12 protein-coding genes are annotated in these 18,992 nt (G+C 52.0%); 5 read left to right on the top strand and 7 right to left on the bottom strand.

The window, feature by feature from the left end:
* Window positions 1-6 precede the first annotated feature (6 nt).
* The 5 genes from ttrB (at window position 7) to glpD (ending at window position 8,501) form a co-directional block, all read left to right on the top strand.
* Window positions 7-744, top strand: a complete 738-nt coding sequence (gene ttrB, locus AC3ISQ_RS20520) for a tetrathionate reductase subunit TtrB (RefSeq protein ID WP_489349491.1) — start codon at window positions 7-9, stop codon at window positions 742-744.
* Window positions 741-1,766 (top strand): tetrathionate reductase subunit TtrC, encoded by a 1,026-nt coding sequence (gene ttrC / locus AC3ISQ_RS20525; protein ID WP_489349493.1) that lies wholly within the window; start codon window positions 741-743, stop codon window positions 1,764-1,766. The genes ttrB and ttrC overlap by 4 nt, the downstream gene beginning before the upstream one ends.
* Window positions 1,759-4,806 (top strand): tetrathionate reductase subunit TtrA, encoded by a 3,048-nt coding sequence (gene ttrA, locus AC3ISQ_RS20530; protein ID WP_489349495.1) that lies wholly within the window; start codon window positions 1,759-1,761, stop codon window positions 4,804-4,806. The genes ttrC and ttrA overlap by 8 nt, the downstream gene beginning before the upstream one ends.
* 436 nt (window positions 4,807-5,242) lie before the next feature.
* Entirely contained in the window at window positions 5,243-6,748 is a 1,506-nt protein-coding gene (locus AC3ISQ_RS20535; RefSeq protein WP_489349497.1) for a glucosyltransferase domain-containing protein, read from the top strand.
* Window positions 6,749-6,992: 244 nt separating this feature from the next.
* Window positions 6,993-8,501, top strand: a complete 1,509-nt coding sequence (glpD, locus tag AC3ISQ_RS20540; protein ID WP_489349499.1) for a glycerol-3-phosphate dehydrogenase — start codon at window positions 6,993-6,995, stop codon at window positions 8,499-8,501.
* A 38-nt stretch (window positions 8,502-8,539) separates the two neighbouring features.
* Here glpD and AC3ISQ_RS20545 read toward each other — a convergent pair whose 3' ends face one another.
* From AC3ISQ_RS20545 to glgB, 7 genes are all read right to left on the bottom strand, one after another.
* The gene (locus AC3ISQ_RS20545; protein WP_489349501.1) at window positions 8,540-8,833 is read right to left on the bottom strand and encodes a type II toxin-antitoxin system RelE/ParE family toxin; all 294 of its coding nucleotides are present in this window, start codon (window positions 8,831-8,833) and stop codon (window positions 8,540-8,542) included.
* Window positions 8,826-9,068 carry a type II toxin-antitoxin system ParD family antitoxin gene (locus AC3ISQ_RS20550; RefSeq protein WP_489349503.1) on the bottom strand — a complete coding sequence of 81 codons (243 nt, stop codon included), beginning with the start codon at window positions 9,066-9,068 and terminating at the stop codon, window positions 8,826-8,828. Before AC3ISQ_RS20550 ends, AC3ISQ_RS20545 begins: the two co-directional genes overlap by 8 nt.
* Before the next feature lie 144 nt (window positions 9,069-9,212).
* A complete protein-coding gene (gene glgP / locus AC3ISQ_RS20555; protein ID WP_489349505.1) occupies window positions 9,213-11,660 on the bottom strand; it encodes a glycogen phosphorylase in 2,448 nt (815 codons plus the stop codon).
* Between the two features lie 12 nt (window positions 11,661-11,672).
* Window positions 11,673-13,115: a glycogen synthase GlgA gene (gene glgA, locus AC3ISQ_RS20560; RefSeq protein ID WP_489349507.1), complete on the bottom strand. Its 1,443-nt coding sequence runs from the start codon at window positions 13,113-13,115 to the stop codon at window positions 11,673-11,675.
* A 62-nt stretch (window positions 13,116-13,177) separates the two neighbouring features.
* Window positions 13,178-14,458, bottom strand: a complete 1,281-nt coding sequence (glgC, locus tag AC3ISQ_RS20565; RefSeq protein ID WP_489349509.1) for a glucose-1-phosphate adenylyltransferase — start codon at window positions 14,456-14,458, stop codon at window positions 13,178-13,180.
* Window positions 14,459-14,475: 17 nt separating this feature from the next.
* Entirely contained in the window at window positions 14,476-16,458 is a 1,983-nt protein-coding gene (gene glgX, locus AC3ISQ_RS20570; RefSeq protein WP_489349511.1) for a glycogen debranching protein GlgX, read from the bottom strand.
* On the bottom strand, window positions 16,455-18,641 hold the full coding sequence (gene glgB / locus AC3ISQ_RS20575) for a 1,4-alpha-glucan branching protein GlgB (RefSeq protein ID WP_489349513.1): 2,187 nt from the start codon (window positions 18,639-18,641) through the stop codon (window positions 16,455-16,457). Before glgB ends, glgX begins: the two co-directional genes overlap by 4 nt.
* Window positions 18,642-18,992 lie beyond the last annotated feature (351 nt).

Here is an 18,992-nt window from a genome sequence, read left to right on the forward strand (position 1 = left end):
ATGAACATGGATTTCAGTAAGCGGCAATTTCTACAACAGCTTGGGGTTCTGACGGCAGGTGCCTCACTGATCCCGCTGGCGGAGGCGCAAATAACATGGGCTCCAGCCCGTCGGGAAGGCTCGGCAAAACATCGCTATGCCATGCTGATTGATTTGCGCCGCTGCATTGGCTGCCAGTCCTGTACCGTCAGCTGCTGCATCGAGAACCAAACACCACAGGGCGAGTTTCGTACCACGGTGAATCAGTATCAGGTGCTGATCCAAGGGAGCACCGAGACCACCAACGTGTTACTTCCGCGTTTGTGCAACCACTGTGATAACCCCCCTTGCGTGCCGGTTTGTCCGGTTCAGGCGACCTTCCAACGCGAGGATGGCATCGTGGTGATCGACAATAAACGCTGCGTAGGCTGCGCCTATTGTGTGCAAGCCTGTCCTTACGATGCACGTTTTATCAATCACACCACCCAGACCGCCGATAAATGTACCTTCTGCGTTCACCGCCTGGAAGCGGGTTTACTGCCCGCCTGCGTGGAGTCTTGCGTTGGCGGTGCGCGCATCATCGGCGATATGAAAGATCCCGCCAGCACATTGAGCCAAATGCTCCAACGCCATCAGCATGAAATCAAAGTGCTAAAACCCGAAAACCAGACCGCTCCTCACGTTTTCTATCTGGGGCTTGATGAGGCATTTGTGACTTCATTGCAGGGGCGTGTGCAGCCTGCTTTGTGGCAGGAGGTTCAATGAGCTATCCACTGATGATCGAAGAGGTTTTGGCACAACCGCAAGCGGTGACTTGGTTGCCGTGGGCGGTGCAATATTTCTTCTTTATTGGCATCGCCGCCTGCGCCGCGTTATTGGGCTGCTGGCTACAATGGCGCAAAGGGGAAAATGCGCTGCAATTTGAGCATAGGATACTGCTGATTGGCGTGACCTGCGCCATTACCGCGCCGTTGGCGCTCACCGCCGATCTCCATCAAACCGCCAGATTCTGGCACTTCTACGCCTACCCGACACCTTGGTCATGGATGCCGTGGGGCGCACTGTTCTTGCCCTTATTTACCCTATTTATCGGCCTGTGGTTTGCCGCGTTACAGGTTAAAAGGTTAACGGGGAAATCTTTCGCCCTCACCCGTTGGGTCGCACTCGCCAGCGCGTTGGTTGCCATCGGCTTGTTGCTCTATACCGGGCGTGAGGTTTCCGTCGTGCGTGCTCGACCGGTTTGGTTTAGTTACTGGTTCCCGGTGATCATGTTTATCAGCGCGTTTCAAACCCTGTTCGCGTTGCTACTGGCAATGACGCACGACGATCTCCACAGACAAAAATGGCTCGCGCGCGGGCAATGCGCCTCACTGCTATTACTGGCCGCCGTCGTTTTACTTTGGGTGTTTGGCGACAGTTTATCCGGCCAAGCGATACGCTTCTGGCTAGACACTCAGCCGAGCATACGCAGTTATGCACTCGTTGGAACCCTGTTGTGGTTACTCGCCCTCGCACTGTCGGCGGTTGCTAGCACACGTTCATTACCTCGCGCAGGCAACATCATTATCGCCCTGACGGCGATGGCGCTGGCATGGGTCATGCGCTGGGCGTTGCTGATTGAGGCGCAAATCATCCCCAAATACAACGCGATTTTCACCCCTTATACCCTCCCTTCCGGCACCGATGGCATCCTCGCCATCATCGGCACCTTCGGGCTGTGGATAGCGTTATTCATCATTATTCGTGAAGCCCTGAACCTAATATCGCGGAGAGTACAACATGGCTAAATTAACCCGTCGTCAGTGGCTGAAAGTCGGTCTGGCTCTTGGTGGGGTCTCTGCTTTTGGTTTGAGTTATCGCGATGTCGCCAAACGAGCAGTTGATGGTTTGGTGAATGGCACCTCCGGCAAAGTGACGTTGGACAGAATCAACGGCAACTCGCTAATACCGGAAGGTAAAGCCACCGGCCCATGGCAAGCCAATCCGCAACAGGCAGTTTCGATGACGCAATGTTTCGGCTGTTGGACTCAATGCGGCATCCGTGTGCGCGTCGATAGGCAGTCCGACCGAGTATTGCGCATCGCTGGCAACCCGTACCATCCGTTATCACAGGAGCAACACGTTGATTTCACGGTACCAATGAAAGAAGCACTGGAAAACATGGCCGGTGAAAATGGTCTTGATGCACGTTCAACCGCCTGCGCACGCGGCGCGACGTTGTTGGAAGGGCTTTACAGTCCATTACGCATCTTGGAACCGATGAAGCGCGTCGGGAAACGTGGCGAAGGAAAATGGCAGCGCATCAGTTTTGAACAACTGATTACCGAAGTAGTCGAAGGCGGCAATTTGTTTGGCGAAGGACATGTCGACGGGTTACGGGCAATACGCGATCTCAACACACCTATCGACCCACAACATCCCGGTTTAGGGCCGAAAGCGAATCAACTGTTAGTCACTAACGCCGGTGACGATGGGCGCGACAGCTTTATCCGTCGCTTCGCACAAAACAGTTTCGGCAGTAAAAACTTCGGCGCTCACGGAGCTTACTGCGGGCTGGCCTACCGCGCGGGCTCTGGCGCGTTGATGAATGACCTGGACAAAAACGCGCACGTAAAACCCGACTGGGAGCACGTGGAGTTCGCGCTATTTATGGGTACCTCTCCAGCGCAGTCCGGCAACCCGTTTAAGCGTCAGGCCAGACAGCTTGCCAGCGCCAGATTGCGTTCTGAATTCCGCTACGCCGTCGTCGCGCCAGCGCTACCACTCACCACCGTACTGGCGGATGATCATGGTCACTGGATACCGGTGTTGCCGGGCAGTGATTCGGCGCTAGCGATGGCGATGATCCGCTGGATTATCGACAATCAGCGTCATAACGCGGCGTATCTCTCCATGCCGAGTGAAGCCGCAATGCAACGCGCGGGTGAAAAAAGTTGGAGCAATGCCACTCATTTAGTGATCACCAACGACGATCACCCACTGGCGGGTCAGCACCTAAAAGACGAGAACGACGTGCCGCTGGTGCTCGATAAAACCGGTGAGCTGGTTCCGGCAAATGCCTGTGATAACGCGGAATTATTGGTCAGCCGCTCGATAACGCGGCAAGACGGCAGTCAAGTGATGGTAAAAAGCAGCTTCCAATGCCTGAAAGACGCCGCAGAAAAAATGTCGTTGGAGGAATACAGCCAACAATGCGGCGTGCCGGTGGAGCAAATTACCGCACTGGCAAAAACTTTTACTAATCATGGACGTAAAGCGGCGGTGATCGCTCATGGCGGCATGATGGCAGGTAACGGTTTTTATAATACCTGGGCAGTCATGATGCTGAACGTCTTGATCGGTAATCTCAGTCTGCAAGGGGGTGTCTTTGTCGGTGGCGGGAAATTTAACGGTATTACCGAAGAGCCACGCTATAACTTGGTGAGCTTCCCCGGCATGGTGAAACCTAAGGGGTTAAATCTCGCGCGCAGCAAAGCCGCCTATGAAACCTCAGATGAATATCGTGAAAAAGTCGCGGCAGGTCAGTCACCGTGGCCAGCCAAAGCGCCGTGGTATCCCTTTGTTGCCGGTCAACTGACTGAAACCTTGGCTTCTGCGCTGAATGGTTATCCGTACCCGTTGAAAGCGTGGATCTCGAATATGACTAACCCGCTTTATGGCGTCGCGGGATTACGTGGCGCAGTCGAGAAACAACTTAAAGATCCCGCTCAGTTGCCGCTGTTTATTGCCATTGATGCGTTTATCAATGAGACCACCGCGCTGGCGGATTACCTCATTCCAGACACCCATAACTTTGAAAGTTGGGGCTTCAGCACGCCTTGGGCTGGCGTAGCCAGTAAAACCACCACGGCACGCTGGCCGATAGTCACGCCAGCGACCGCCAAAACTGCGCAAGGCCAGCCGGTTTCGATGGAAGCATTCTGTATTGCCGTCGCCAAACGGATGGAGCTCCCCGGTTTCGGTGAACAAGCCATTGCGGATACGCAGGGGAATAGGCACCCACTCAACTGTGCCGAAGATTATTACTTGCGTGTCGCCGCCAATATCGCCTTTACCGGCAAAGCTCCCGTCCCAACGGCGAATGCCGAGGATTTATTGCTCACCGGGGTAGACCGACTTCTTCCGATAATAAAAGACACGCTGCAACCCGATGAAGTCGAGCGCGTGGCATTTATCTATAGCCGTGGTGGCCGGTTTGCCAGTCACGCCTCCGGGCGAGAAGGAGAACGCGTGGGTAATCGTTGGGAAAAACCATTACAGATTTGGAACGCTGATGTCGCCAAACATCGCCATGCCATTACCGGCGAACGGTTCAGCGGCTGCCCAACCTGCTATCCGGCACGGCTGTCGGATGGTCGAGCAATTGAAGAACTCTATACCAAAGAAAAGTGGCCGCTAAAACTGATGTCATTTAAGTCTAACCTGATGAGCAGCTCGACGACGATGATCTCACGTTTGCATCATGTCAAACCGGTCAATCTGGTGGCGCTTAATCCCAAAGATGGCCAACGCTTTGGCATTCAACACGGCGACCGAGTACGGATCACCACACCCGGCGGCAGCGAGATCGCACAGATCAGCCTACTGACTGGCGTAATGCCCGGCGTGCTCGCCATTGAACACGGTTATGGGCATCGCGAGATGGGAGCGAGTCAGCATTATCTGGACGGCGAACCGATGGCGATGGATGCGCAGATTGCTTCGGGGATAAATTTGAATGATTTGGGGTTTAGTGATCCTACTCGCACGGTGCCGAATACTTGGTTGGATTGGGTGACAGGTGCGTCGGTGCGGCAGGGCATCCCTGCCACGATAGAGAAGGTTTAACCTTATTAGCGGTTTTTACCCATTAGGTGTAATTGGAATTGTGTTGAGTTTCTGGCTGGTCGATAACCCTCTCATTTATCGACCACTCTTTTACCTACGAAAAAGTGCAAAAAACTTGTATACGACTACATTTATTCTAGGTTACTCGTATTCAGGAATAAAGTATCGTGATTTTACCTATTGCTATACCTGTATTTAATGAAAAAATTAAATACTCCTACCTTTTAAAAAATCCGTAACGTTAGCCTTATCAATAATGAATATACGGTCACTAATAACCACCTTTACTTTATGTATTTTTGATTGTTATTTCAAAGATGACATGGGGAATATTGTTCTCGGTGAGAATTTTAGCTGTGCTGGGTTAAATAAAAAAATCCAAGATATATTATTGGAAGTATTTTACTTGATATTATTAATATAGGGACAGATGATAATGAAAAATATTTTTTATTCTAATGCGACACCAGAGACGTGGTTTACGCACGTTGACAGGTCTCAGCTATGGAAGTTATTTCTTTTTACACTGGCGTTTACTCTCTTTGTCAGTACCCCACTCTGGAGTAACAAGGTCTACTACACTGACGATTTCTTTCGGCTTTACACTGGGAACAGCAGCGTCTGGACTTCAAACGGGCGCCCGTTAACTACCGCATTGCAGTACCTTCTCACATTTAGCACCACAATAAATGATATTTCACCTGTTCCCTTGCTGTTAGGGCTTACCGCCCTGAGTTTCTCTGCCGTCCTATTTGTTGCTAAGCTGCAAACTAACCTACCACCCATGCAAGTTGCACTTTTGTCGCTAGGCATAGTAGCCAATCCCTTCTTTGTGCAGCCGATGCTTTATATCTGGGATTCCGCTAGCATCCTCATCGCATTTTCTCTGGCCATGCTGGCTGCCATATTTAATTCATCTAGCTCATTAAAAAATATCTCTGTTACAGCAATCCTGCTTTTATGTATGTTGATGCTGTATCAGATTTCCATCAATCTCTATCTGTCTTGTGTCATTATTATCGGCTACTGTCTTATTTGCCGGAAACAACCCTTTTTACGCCTCATGCTAGTGAAGGCCTGTTCGGTTGTGCCTGCCATACTGATATACAAATTCTTTATTGCTCCCGCATCAATAGCTGACCCCTATAGCTCGATGCAAAGCCAATTGGTTACCTCCGGCAGCCTCTTCATTGCATCCATACCGAGTGCCCTACTAAACTTTTTTAATCTCCTACAGCTTGCCTTTCCTGGATGGAGAATGATTTTTATCCTACTGCCAGCACTCCTGACACTGCTGTGCATCATCTACCAAGCCAGTGAGTTGCTCAGGGATAAAGCACGGCCTTATCGTGTTCCCGCTGCCGTCTTCTGTCTGCTTTCTCCAATACTCGTCATACTGATGATCCTTGGAGTATCCTTGTTTTTGAACGTTCCTTTGGTGGCTCCCAGAGCAATGCCCGCCTTCAGTGCTTTCACTCTCTTTTCTATGTTGGTGATATTTTCTGTCACCCCACGCTGGTTACACTCTCTGTGCTTTAGCGGTTTTATCGTCAGCTTGTTGTACGCATCTGTAACAATGGTGGCAATTTTCAACACGATAATAAAAGAACAAAATTATCTGTCATCCGTGATGTGGATGATTAAGGCCGATGTCGCCCGTACACAGACAGTGAAAAATATCGCTCTTATCAACATGATTCAGGTATTTCCTGAAACCGAGAACTCCCGTAAGGTTTTTCCACTGATTAGCGCGATCAGTCCCACCGTTACAAAATACACCATTGCATACTTTTTCATGAGTAGAAACAAAGGATTGCCTGTAATAGTGCCGACGAAAGAAATGCGTAATTACCAACCGAAAGACTACATCTCACAAAGCTGTGATTACCGGTTATTCATGTTTAAGACAACGGCGGTAGTGGATTTTAATACCAAGTGTTGAGCAGATAAGCATTCAATAGGGGGATTTTCATTAGCGATCCCCCGCCTCACGTCAACCGATTCACGCTATCAGCCGCATGACAATACCCCTCCTATTTGTATACCTACTATCGCCAAACTGTTACCTCTATCACGCAAGAATGTTTTTGTTTGGTTAACTCTTGGCTTGTTTGTTGGTTTTTGATTACAATCATGAGCGAAAACGAACATGAAAGAGCTATTTCGAACATCTGGAGGAAGTTTACGTGGAAACCAAAGACTTGATCGTTATCGGTGGCGGCATCAACGGTGCTGGCATCGCGGCGGATGCGGCCGGTCGCGGATTATCCGTGCTAATGCTGGAAGCGCAAGACTTGGCCTGTGCTACGTCTTCCGCCAGTTCTAAATTGATCCACGGTGGCCTGCGCTACTTGGAACACTACGAATTTCGCTTGGTGAGCGAGGCGCTGGCAGAGCGTGAAGTGCTGCTGAAGCTGGCACCGCACATCGCTTTCCCAATGCGTTTCCGCTTGCCGCACCAGCCGCACCTGCGTCCGGCTTGGATGATTCGCACTGGCCTGTTCCTGTACGATCACTTGGGTAAACGCACTAGCCTGCCGAGCAGTAAAGGTTTGCGCTTTGGACCAGAGTCGGTATTGAAGCCTTCGCTGACGCGCGGTTTCGAATATTCTGACTGCTGGGTCGACGATGCGCGCCTCGTGGTACTGAACGCGCAAGAAGTGGTCGAGCGCGGTGGCGAGGTGCGTACACGCACCAAAGTGACCCGCGCATGGCGTGAAAATGGCCTGTGGATGGTCGAAGCGACCGATCTTAACAGCGGCAAAACCTTCACTTGGCGCGCTAAAGGCTTGGTCAACGCCACCGGCCCGTGGGTGAAACAGTTCTTCGACGATGGCCTGAAACTGAAATCGCCTTATGGCATCCGCCTGATCAAAGGCAGCCATATCGTGGTTCCACGCGTGCATGACCAACCACAGTCGTACATTTTACAGAACGAAGATCACCGCATCGTGTTCGTTATTCCGTGGATGGATGAATTCTCAATCATCGGCACCACCGACGTGGAATACCATGGCGATCCGAAAGACGTGAAGATCGACGATAACGAAATCAACTACTTGTTGAAAGTGTATAACGACCACTTCAAACAGCAACTGAGTCGTGACGATATCGTTTGGACTTACTCCGGTGTTCGCCCACTGTGCGATGACGAATCTGATTCACCGCAAGCGGTGACGCGTGATTACACCTTGGATGTGCATGACGAACAAGGTCAAGCGCCGTTACTGTCGGTATTCGGCGGCAAACTGACCACCTACCGCAAACTGGCTGAACATGCGATGGAAAAACTGGTGCGCTACTACCCAGGTATCGGCCCTGCATGGACCAAAAATGGCTCATTACCCGGCGGTGACATCGGCGGCGATCGCGACGCTTATGCGGTTAAACTACGCCACCAGCACAACTGGATGCCGGAAGCCTTGGCACAACGCTATGCACGCACCTACGGTAGCCACAGCGAACTGATTCTGGCAGGTGCTAACAGTGTGGCCGATCTGGGTGAACACTTCGGTCATCACCTGTATGAAGCCGAACTGCGCTATCTGGTAGAGAAAGAGTGGGTGGTCGAACTGGACGATGCCATCTGGCGTCGCACCAAGCTGGGTATGTGGTTGGATGAAGCACAACAGTCGAAAGTGAAAGCTTGGTTGGCAGAACACGCGAAACCGAAAACGCTGTCGCTGGCAAGTTAACTACCGCATTCCTCACGATATATCGAGCTCAGGATTTCTTATTCCGGGAAGTCTTGAGCCTCAATATCCATCGACTGATGAAGTATACGTGCGATAAAAATATCAGCGCCCTGTGGCATATAATAGATAGTGTGCTTGCCAAACTCAAAACGGTACATGCCATCGCACACCCAATCACACTCCCTTCCTATGCATGGAGAACTATCCAGCAGCTCGAACATTCTGGTTATTTCGGCATGATAGTGCTTTGCCTGAACCACTCCAAACTGCTGGATGGTATACCTCGCAATCAGATAAATATCTTCCTCTGCCAGTTCAGAAATCTTACACATTTAAATCCTTCGCCGCCCTGGCGAAAATATCATCCATGCTATTTTCACTGACTGGGGAATGAAAACCAGACAGAACCGTTTGACGCACATTCGCAATACGTTGTTCACGAGCCTCCAGCAGGCGCAATGCATCCCGTAATACCTCGGATGTATTGCCATAACGGCCTGACTGAATCATATCCCCAACAAATCCGTTGAAGTGCTCACCGAGAGTGACGCTAGTAACACGTGCCATATATTTACCCTTGCATGTATGACTGAGTCATACAATATTAACGATTGGTCAGTACCGCTATCAACAAATTTACAAAATTTTTTACCCGATCCAATAGTAGATAGTATGAGTGTGCCAATTGGCACACTCATACTTGTCTGACAACTACAGATTAATAGGCTTGATGTTCCAAATCTCATCTGCGTACTCTTTGATAGTACGATCTGAAGAGAAATAGCCCATGTTGGCGATATTCAGTGCCGCACGGCGCGTCCAATCGTCCTGATCCTGATACAACGCATCTACCTTATCTTGGGTATCCACATAGCTACGGTAATCCGCCAGTAACTGATAGTGATCGCCCAGATTCACCAGTGAATCGAACAGGTTACTATAACGTTTTGGCTCTTCCGGGCTAAATGCACCGGTAGCAATCTGCGTCAACGCCTGATGCAATTCAGGGTCCTGCTCGTAGAACTGATGCGCGTTGTAGCCATTCCGGCGCAATTCCTCGACCTGATCGGCGGTGTTACCGAAGATAAAGATATTCTCCTCGCCCACATGCTCCAGCATTTCGACGTTAGCGCCATCCAGCGTACCGATGGTCAGCGCGCCGTTGAGGGCAAACTTCATGTTACTGGTGCCAGAAGCTTCGGTACCCGCCAGTGAGATCTGCTCGGAAAGATCCGCCGCCGGAATGATCATCTGCGCCAAACTCACGCTGTAGTTCGGAATAAACACTACTTTCAGACGATCGTGCGCACGTGGATCGTTGTTGATCACCTTAGCAACGTCGTTGATCAAGCGGATGATCTGTTTCGCCGCATAATAAGCGGAGGCGGCTTTACCCGCGAAGATCACCACGCGAGGCACCACCTTGGCATCAGGATCTTGCAACAAGCGGTTGTAACGCGTGATCACATGCAACACGTTGAGCAACTGGCGTTTGTATTCGTGGATACGTTTGATCTGCACATCAAACATCGCTTCTGGATTCACCACCACATTCAGTTTCTGCGCAATGTAATCCGCCAAACGCTTCTTGTTCGCTAACTTGGCCTCTTTCAGCGCTTCCAAGAAGCTCGGATAATCCACATTCGCTTTCAGTTCACCCAGTTGGCTGAGATCGGTTCGCCAAGTTTGACCAATCGCCTCATCCAGCACCTTGGACAACGGCCGGTTCGCCAACCCCAACCAGCGACGTGGTGTGACACCGTTGGTTTTATTACAGAAACGATCAGGGTAAATGCGGGCAAAGTCAGCAAACAGCGATTGCACCATCAGCTCAGAGTGCAAGGCAGAAACGCCATTGACCTTGTGACTCGCGATCACTGCCAGCCACGCCATGCGCACTTTGCGGCCATTAGTTTCATCAATGATCGAAACACGCGACAGCAAATCGTTATCACCCGGCACCACGCTCTGAACATGTTTGAGGAAGTGGTCGTTAATATCGAAAATCAGCTGCAAGTGACGCGGCAAGATGCGGCCAATCATATCCACCGGCCAAGTTTCCAGCGCTTCACTCATTAAGGTGTGGTTGGTGTAAGAGAATACTTTTTCCACCACCGCCCAAGCATCCAGCCAACTGAATTTGTGATCGTCGATCAACACATGCATCAGTTCCGGGATGGATAACACCGGGTGAGTATCATTCAGGTGAATGGCGATTTTGTCTGCCAAATTGTCGAAGGTTTTATGCATCAACCAATGGCGGTTGAGGATGTCCTGCACCGTGGCCGATACCAAGAAATACTCTTGACGCAGACGCAGTTCACGGCCAGAAGAGGTGGAATCATCCGGGTACAATACGCGCGACACGTTTTCTGAGTGGTTTTTATCTTCCACCGCCGCAAAGTAATCACCTTGGTTAAATTTACCCAAATTGATTTCATTACTGGCCTGCGCACTCCATAGGCGCAAGGTGTTGGTGGCATCGGTATCAAAACCAGGGATCACCTGATCGTAAGCAATCGCCAACACTTCTTCGGTTTCCACCCAGCGCGATTTGCTGCCTTCTTGCTGCACACGTCCGCCGAAACGTACTTTATAGCGGGTATTGTGGCGCGGGAACTCCCACGGGTTGCCGTATTCCAACCAGTAATCTGGCGATTCCATCTGCTGACCGTTAATTATGTTCTGTTTGAACATGCCGTAATCATAACGGATGCCGTAACCGCGTCCCGGCAGCGCCAGCGTCGCTAAAGAGTCAAGGAAGCAAGCCGCCAAACGCCCTAATCCGCCATTACCCAAGCCTGGGTCATTCTCTTCTTCCAACAGTTCGCTGAGATCCAACCCCATGTCGTTCAACGCATCGTCAATATCTTGATAAATACCCATCGACAACAAGGCGTTGGACAAGGTACGCCCGATCAGAAACTCCATTGACAGGTAATAAACCTGCCGAACATCTTGAGAGAGTTGGGCACGATTGGAACGTAGCCAACGCTCGACCATTCGGTCGCGCACCGCAAACAGGACGGCATTCAGCCAGTCGTGCTTGGTGGCAATCGCCGGATCTTTACCGACAATAAACATCAACTTATAGGCGATAGAGTGTTTCAACGCTTCCGCGCTGACCGTGGGTGAGGTGTAGCTAAACGGTGAAGTCATAAAAAGTCAGTCCTAATTGCGTGACATTAAGCGTTGATAAAGCGATAGATAGTCTTTAGCCGCAACCTGCCAGCCAAAGTCGATGCCCATGGCATGGCTTTGTACGTGACGCCACTCCTTCGGCCGGCTCCATAGCACCATGGCTCGGCGAATGGCTTTGCCCAGCGCGATAGCGTCACAATCATCAAACACAAATCCGCTAGCGGTGTTGTCGGCCAGATTCTCCAGCGCGCAATCCACCACCGTATCCGCCAATCCACCGGTGCGACGCACCAGCGGCAGCGTTCCATATTTCAAACCGTAAAGCTGCGTTAAACCGCAGGGTTCAAAGCGACTCGGCACCATGATCACATCCGCTCCACCAATAATGCGGTGGGAGAATGCTTCGTGATAGCCGATCTGTACGCCAACCTGCTCCGGGTACTGAGCCGCAGCAGCCAAAAATGCCTGCTGCAATACCGCATCTCCGGCTCCCAACAGCGCCAATTGCCCACCTTGCGCCAACAACGCAGGTAACGCCTCTAGCACCAAATCCAATCCTTTTTGACTAGTCAAGCGGCTGACTACTGCGAACAGCGGCGCTGACTCGTCCACTTTCAAACCCATCGATTTTTGCAGATGCAGTTTGTTCTTAGTTTTTTCTTTCAACGTCTCGGCGTCGTAACGCGCAGTCAGATGCGTATCCAATGCCGGATTCCAAATCTGGTCATCCACACCGTTAAGAATGCCGCTCAACCGCCCTTGCTGCGCGCGCTCTTGCAACAGCCCTTCCATGCCGTAGCCGAACTCCCGTGAGGTTATCTCACGAGCATAAGTTGGGCTCACGGCAGTGATGTGATCAGCATAGAACAAACCGGCTTTCAGGAAGGACATCTGACCATGGAACTCCAAGCCGTAGATGTTGTACACCCAAGGCGGTAGCCAGAGCTCAGGCACATGGTGAGCAGAAAATAGCCCCGGATACGCCAGATTGTGTACGGTGAACACCGACCGCGCCGGATGACCATTTGCCGCCAAATAAGCGCAGGCTAAGCCGGCATGCCAATCGTGGGCATGTACCACTTGGGGTCGCCAATAATTATCCAGCCCTTTCGCCAACTCACACGCCATCCAGCCCAACAGGCCAAAACGGCGATGGTTATCAGAGTAGGCATACATGGCTTCGTCGTGATACGGGCTGCCCGGCCGGTCATAGAGCCAAGGCGCGTCGATCAGATAGATGCCGACGCCATGATATTGACCATAGCGCAGTGCCACTCGCCCGGCGAAGGAGTCTATCTCCGCCACCAGCACGCTGTCCGGTATCCCTTTAACGATATCGGGGAACGCGGGGATCAACACCCGCACTTCTGCGCCTTCAGCAATTTGTGCCGTCGGTAATGCACCGACCACGTCTGCCAGACCGCCTGTTTTCAACAGCGGGAACAGCTCGGAACATACGTGTAAAACCTGCATTGTCATCCCTTCCCGTCATACTTGAGAAAATGTAAGGGTACGGCGCACCGCACCCAGGGTTCTCACTTCAGTTTGGCCAGCATTTCGCGCGTTACCAACACGATGCCCTCTTCAGAGCGGTAAAAACGCTTGCTGTCTTCGTCCGCGTTCTCACCGATCACCATCCCTTCCGGGATATGACAGGCACGATCGATAATGCAGCGTCGCAGGCGGCAGGAGCGCCCTACGTTCACGTCAGGCAGTAATACGGAGGAATCAATGGTACAGAACGAGTTCACTCGCACGCGGGAGAACAACACGGAATGCACCACCACCGAGCCGGAGACGATACAACCGCCGGACACCAGCGAGTTCATGGTCATTCCATGGCTACCGGAGCGATCTTGCACAAACTTAGCCGGAGCCAACGGCTCCATATGAGTACGGATTGGCCAAGCGCGATCGTACATATCCAGTTCCGGCGTTACCGATGCCAGATCCAAGTTAGCACGCCAGTAAGCTTCCAACGTCCCAACGTCACGCCAGTATGGCGGCGACTCATGATCGGAGGTCACACAGGACATATTGAACGGATGGGCAAATGCCTCGCCCCGTGCGGTGATTTTCGGGATCAGATCTTTACCGAAATCATGGCTAGAGCCCGGTGTCGACATATCTTCACCCAACAGCTCGAACAGATAGTTAGCATTGAAGATATAAATCCCCATGCTCGCCAACGACATATCATCATTACCCGGCATGGCAGGGGGATCGGCTGGCTTTTCCAAGAACTCCAGAATGCAGTTGTTATCGTCCACCTTCATCACACCGAACTCGCTCGCCTCGCTGCGCGGCACCGGAATACAGGCGACGGTACATTCTGCGCCCTTTTCCACGTGGTCGAGCAACATACGCGAGTAGTCCATCTTGTAGATATGGTCACCCGCCAAGATCACCACATATTCCGCTTCATAGCGGCGGATGATATCTAGGTTTTGGAATACCGCATCCGCCGTCCCCTTATACCAATGATCGGTGCTCAGACGTTGTTGTGCAGGCAACAGATCAACAAACTCGTTCATTTCCTCGTTGAGGAATGACCACCCACGCTGGATATGCTGCACCAACGAGTGGGATTGGTATTGCGTGATCACGCCGATACGACGGATCCCCGAGTTCAGGCAATTCGACATGGCAAAATCGATAATGCGGTACTTACCACCAAAGTGAACGGCCGGCTTGGCACGCACTGAGGTCAAATCTTTCAGGCGCGAACCACGACCGCCTGCCAAGATCAGGGCAACGGATTTAAGTGGCAGTTGGCGCGCTAACATCAGGGGGTCTTTATCTTCAAACCTAACCATAACTGACTCCTTTTCTTTTATTTATATACCAGCACGCAGAGTGAATGCGCCGCTTGGTGCCAGACGGGTAAAGCCGTCTGCGGCTCTTCCTGAATAAATGGAGCAACAATTTGCCAATCGCCTGCGGGTAACGTCATCTCAACGGCGTGCTGGCTGGCGTTAATCAACACCAACCAATGTTGTGACAGACGAGCCTGCAATTGCAGCTCGCCCTGCTCCCACTGCTGTGCACTGAGCGGTTGCCCCTGTGCATTCAGCCACTGCACGCTGCCATCACCTTCTTGCCACCAGCAATCTTGCTGTAGGGCGGGGATCTGCTGGCGCAATTGGATCAGCGCGGCGGTGTATGAAGTGAGTGCGTCATCCGCTTGGCTCCAGTCGAGCCAGGTGATGGCGTTATCCTGACAATAGGCATTGTTGTTCCCTTGCTGGCTATGTCCATGCTCGTCACCGGCCAGCAACATCGGTGTTCCTTGAGATAGCAGCAGTGTTGCGAGCAAGGCTCGTTGGCTGACTTTGCGACGTTGTGCGATGTCATCGTCTACATTCAGCCCTTCAACACCGTGGTTATTGCTAAAGTTACGTTCGCTCCCGTCACGGTTATCTTCACCGTTTTGTTGGTTGTGTTTTTGGTTAAAACTCACTACGTCCTGCAAGGTAAAACCGTCATGGGCAGTCAGCATGTTGATGCTGGTGTAAGGTGCGCGCCCACGCTGGTTGAACAGATCGCTCGAAGCAGCAAAACGACGGGCAAACTGCCCGAGAGACAAATCGCCCTGCAACCAGAAGCGGCGTATATCGTCGCGATAATGATCGTTCCACTCGGCAAAGCGCCCAGGGAATGCCCCAACCTGATAGCCGCCGGGGCCGATGTCCCAGGGTTCGGCAATCAGTTTGCAACGCGAAAGGGTGTCGTCGGCCAGCATGGCTTGGAACAGCGGCGCATCACGAGCGAACGCCGGAGTGCGTCCGAGTACGCTGCCGAGATCAAAACGGAAACCATCGACATGACATTCGCGAACCCAAAAGCGCAGGCAATCCATCACCCACGCCACACCCTGTGGTTGATCCAGTCGCAACGTATTGCCGCAACCGGTCAGGTTGTCATATTCGCCGCCGGGGTTTAGCCAGTAATAGCTGGCGTTATCGATACCGCGCAGCGAGAGCGTCGGCCCTTCAACGTCCAATTCAGCACTGTGGTTGAACACCACGTCGAGGATCACTTCAATGCCAGCACCGTGCAGCGCCTTAACCGCATCCCTGAATTCACGCAATGGCGTCATGCCCTTGCGCTGGCTGCCGTAGCGGTTATCCAGCGCGTAAGGGGCCAACACGTTGTAGCCCCAGTAGTTACTCAGGCCGAGACGTTGCAAGCGCGGCTCGGTGGTATGTTGCTGGATCGGCAACAACTCCAGTGCGGTAATGCCTAAGCGTTTAAAATAGGCCAGCATCACTGGGTGGCCGAGAGCGGCAAAACTGCCGCGTAACTCTTTTGGAATATCAGGGTGTTGCAACGTCAAGCCACGGACATGGGCTTCATAAACCACCGTTTTTCCCCACGGCGTGGCAGGAGCACGGTCGTCCTGCCAGTCGTAAGGCTCGTCGATCACGATGCATTTCGGCATCTGCGCTGCGCTGTCTTGCGGATCGGCAGAATCAAAACCGCCATGCAGTTGCGGCGCATCCATCACTGGCCCTTCGACGGCTCTAGCTGCGGGGTCTAACAGCAGTTTATTCGGGTTAAAACGATGCCCTTGTTGCGCATCGAACGCACCATGCACTCTATAAGCATAGCGCTGCCCCGGCTTGCCTGCTGGCAGATAGCCGTGCCAAACATCGCCGCTGCGCGCAGGCAACGCTAGGCGAGTTTCTGTGCCTTTTTCATCAAACAAGCACAGCTCAACCTGAGTGGCATGGGCAGAGAACAGAGTAAAGTTGATGCCCTTCCCATCATAAGAAGCCCCGAAAGGCGCGGAGAAACCCGGTTCTAACCGCGTCATGGCACCTCCCGTAGCAAGTAGATAGTTGCCAACGGCGGCACGGTGATACTGATGGAATGCTCACGCCCGTGGCTACCTACCACTTCTGACACCACATTGCCCTGATTACCGGCGTTACTGCCGTGATAATGATGCGAATCGGTATTGAGGATTTCGCGATAGGAACCCGCACGCGAAACGCCAATGCGGTAGTCATGACGTGGCACCGGGGTGAAGTTGCTGACCGCAATCAGCTCATTGCCTTGCGAATCATAACGGGCGAAGGCGTAAACCGAGTTCTCGGCATCGTCTACCACCAGCCATTCGAAGCCATCGGGGCGATAATCGCGCTCATACAATGGAGCCTGTTGCTGATAGCAATGGTTGAGATCGCGCACCAGCCGCTGAACACCGTGGTGCCAGTTATCAGCCCCTTCCAGCAAGTGCCAATCCAGACTGCTATCGAAATTCCACTCACGCCCTTGGGCAAACTCGCAGCCCATAAACAACAGTTTTTTACCGGGATGCACCCACATAAAGCCGTAATAGGCACGCAGGTTGGCAAATTTCTGCCAAGCATCACCCGGCATGCGATCCAGCACTGAGCGTTTGCCGTGTACCACTTCGTCATGCGAAATCGGCAGCACGAAGTTTTCGGTATAGTTGTACAACATGCCGAAAGTCAGCTTGTTGTGATGATATTTACGGTGGATCGGATCGAGCTGCATATAACTCAATGTGTCGTGCATCCACCCCAGATTCCATTTGTAGTGGAAGCCTAAACCGTTATCTTCCGGCGGCAAGGTAACGCCCGGATAATCGGTGGATTCCTCCGCTAGCGTGACCGCACCTTGACGTTCTTTGCCGATAGTCTGGTTGGTGTAGCGCAGGAAAGAGATCGCTTCCAGATTCTCATTGCCGCCATAGTAGTTAGGCACCCATTCACCTTCAGCGCGGCTATAATCACGGTAGATCATCGAGGCCACCGCATCCACTCGCAGACCATCAATGCCAAAACGCTCCAGCCAGTAAAACGCGTTACCCGCCAGATAGTTGCGCACTTCGAGGCGACCATAGTTGTAGATCAGCGTGTTCCAGTCCTGATGGAAACCTTCGCGCGGGTCGGCATATTCATACAGCGCCGTGCCGTCGAAATCCGCCAATCCGTGGGTATCACTCGGGAAATGCCCCGGCACCCAATCGAGAATGACGTTGATCCCGGCTTCATGAGCGGCACCGACAAAGGCTTTGAACTCTGCGGGAGTACCGAAGCGCCGGGTCGGGGCGTACATCCCCAGTGGTTGATAACCCCAACTACCGTCGTATGGGTGTTCATTAATCGGCAACAGTTCGAGATGGGTAAAGCCCATATCTTTGACATAGGCGACCAGTTGCTCCGCCAGCTCCTGATAACTCAGCCAGAAATTGTTCTCGGTATGGCGTCGCCACGATCCTAAATGCACTTCATAAATCGAGATCGGTCGGTCAAAACCGTTAGCGCGCTGGCGTTCCGGCGCGTTGTACACCACTTCGGGTAATGGGGCGACCTTTGATGCGGTTTCAGGCCGCATCTGCGCCTCGAAGGCATAAGGATCGGCTTTCAGTTGCTTATTGCCGTAACAATCAATGATCTCGTACTTGTACAACTGCCCCACTTTCACGCCCGGCAGGAACAGTTCCCAAATACCATTTTCTTTACGCAAACGCATCGGATGGCGACGACCATCCCAGAAGTTGAACTCCCCCACCACCGAAACACGCTGCGCGTTGGGTGCCCACACGGCAAAACTGACGCCGTCGACGTTATCCAGCGTGCTCAGGTGTGCGCCCAAACGTTCATAAGGACGTAAGTGAGTGCCTTCGGCCAGCAGCCAACTGTCGATGTCTTGCAGCAAAGTACCGAAACGGTAGGGATCTTCAATAATCTGTTGATGTTCGCCCCAGTTAACCTGGAGTTGATAGCGGAAAGGAGTTTTACGTTTCGGCACTATAGCGCTAAAGAAACCCCGGTCATCGTCGCAATTCAGTGGTACCAGACGGCGACCGGTTTGTTCTTCCAGCAACCAGACTTCGCTAGCATCCGGCAACAAGGCGCACACTTGTAGACCATCCTCGGTCACATGCATACCGAGTAGCGAAAAAGGATCGGCATAATGGCCAGTAATGATTTGATTAATCACGTCACGATCGGGAAGTACAGGCATAGCAATCTCCCTTATTAAGAGCATGATTTTTAAGGGCTAGGATCTGCTCAATCACTAGCCGTATAGCCATCATGCAATCCATTCGCTTTTGAAAGCGTGATTGCGGTCGGTTATTAGTCAATCCGACTATTCCACGACCTGAGTTTCGCTCTTTTTGTTTATTTTCTTGGTGATGCTGACATCAGTGGTCAAAAACGGGTGTTCAAATTGCTAAGAATAACCACTGCATGTTGCATGTATGCGAACGGAAAACTTTCTGCTGAAAGAAATGAGTGACCAGCGTCTTGGCGCTGTTGTCAATAAGGAGAAATGCGAGTTGTGGGTAATTTAGTGTCATCCATGCACCTCCCA

This window comes from Serratia sp. KH_031, from assembly GCF_057839655.1.

Excerpts from the sequence above, each read along its gene's own strand:
- glgX (WP_489349511.1), bottom strand. The coding sequence starts at position 16,458 with ATGACGCGGTTAGAACCGGGTTTCTCCGCGCCTTTCGGGGCTTCTTAT.
- AC3ISQ_RS20535 (WP_489349497.1), top strand. The coding sequence starts at position 5,243 with ATGAAAAATATTTTTTATTCTAATGCGACACCAGAGACGTGGTTTACG.
- glgC (WP_489349509.1), bottom strand. The coding sequence starts at position 14,458 with ATGGTTAGGTTTGAAGATAAAGACCCCCTGATGTTAGCGCGCCAACTG.
- ttrC (WP_489349493.1), top strand. The coding sequence starts at position 741 with ATGAGCTATCCACTGATGATCGAAGAGGTTTTGGCACAACCGCAAGCG.
- glgB (WP_489349513.1), bottom strand. The coding sequence starts at position 18,641 with ATGCCTGTACTTCCCGATCGTGACGTGATTAATCAAATCATTACTGGC.
- glgA (WP_489349507.1), bottom strand. The coding sequence starts at position 13,115 with ATGCAGGTTTTACACGTATGTTCCGAGCTGTTCCCGCTGTTGAAAACA.
- AC3ISQ_RS20545 (WP_489349501.1), bottom strand. The coding sequence starts at position 8,833 with ATGTGTAAGATTTCTGAACTGGCAGAGGAAGATATTTATCTGATTGCG.
- ttrA (WP_489349495.1), top strand. The coding sequence starts at position 1,759 with ATGGCTAAATTAACCCGTCGTCAGTGGCTGAAAGTCGGTCTGGCTCTT.
- AC3ISQ_RS20550 (WP_489349503.1), bottom strand. The coding sequence starts at position 9,068 with ATGGCACGTGTTACTAGCGTCACTCTCGGTGAGCACTTCAACGGATTT.
- ttrB (WP_489349491.1), top strand. The coding sequence starts at position 7 with ATGGATTTCAGTAAGCGGCAATTTCTACAACAGCTTGGGGTTCTGACG.
- glgP (WP_489349505.1), bottom strand. The coding sequence starts at position 11,660 with ATGACTTCACCGTTTAGCTACACCTCACCCACGGTCAGCGCGGAAGCG.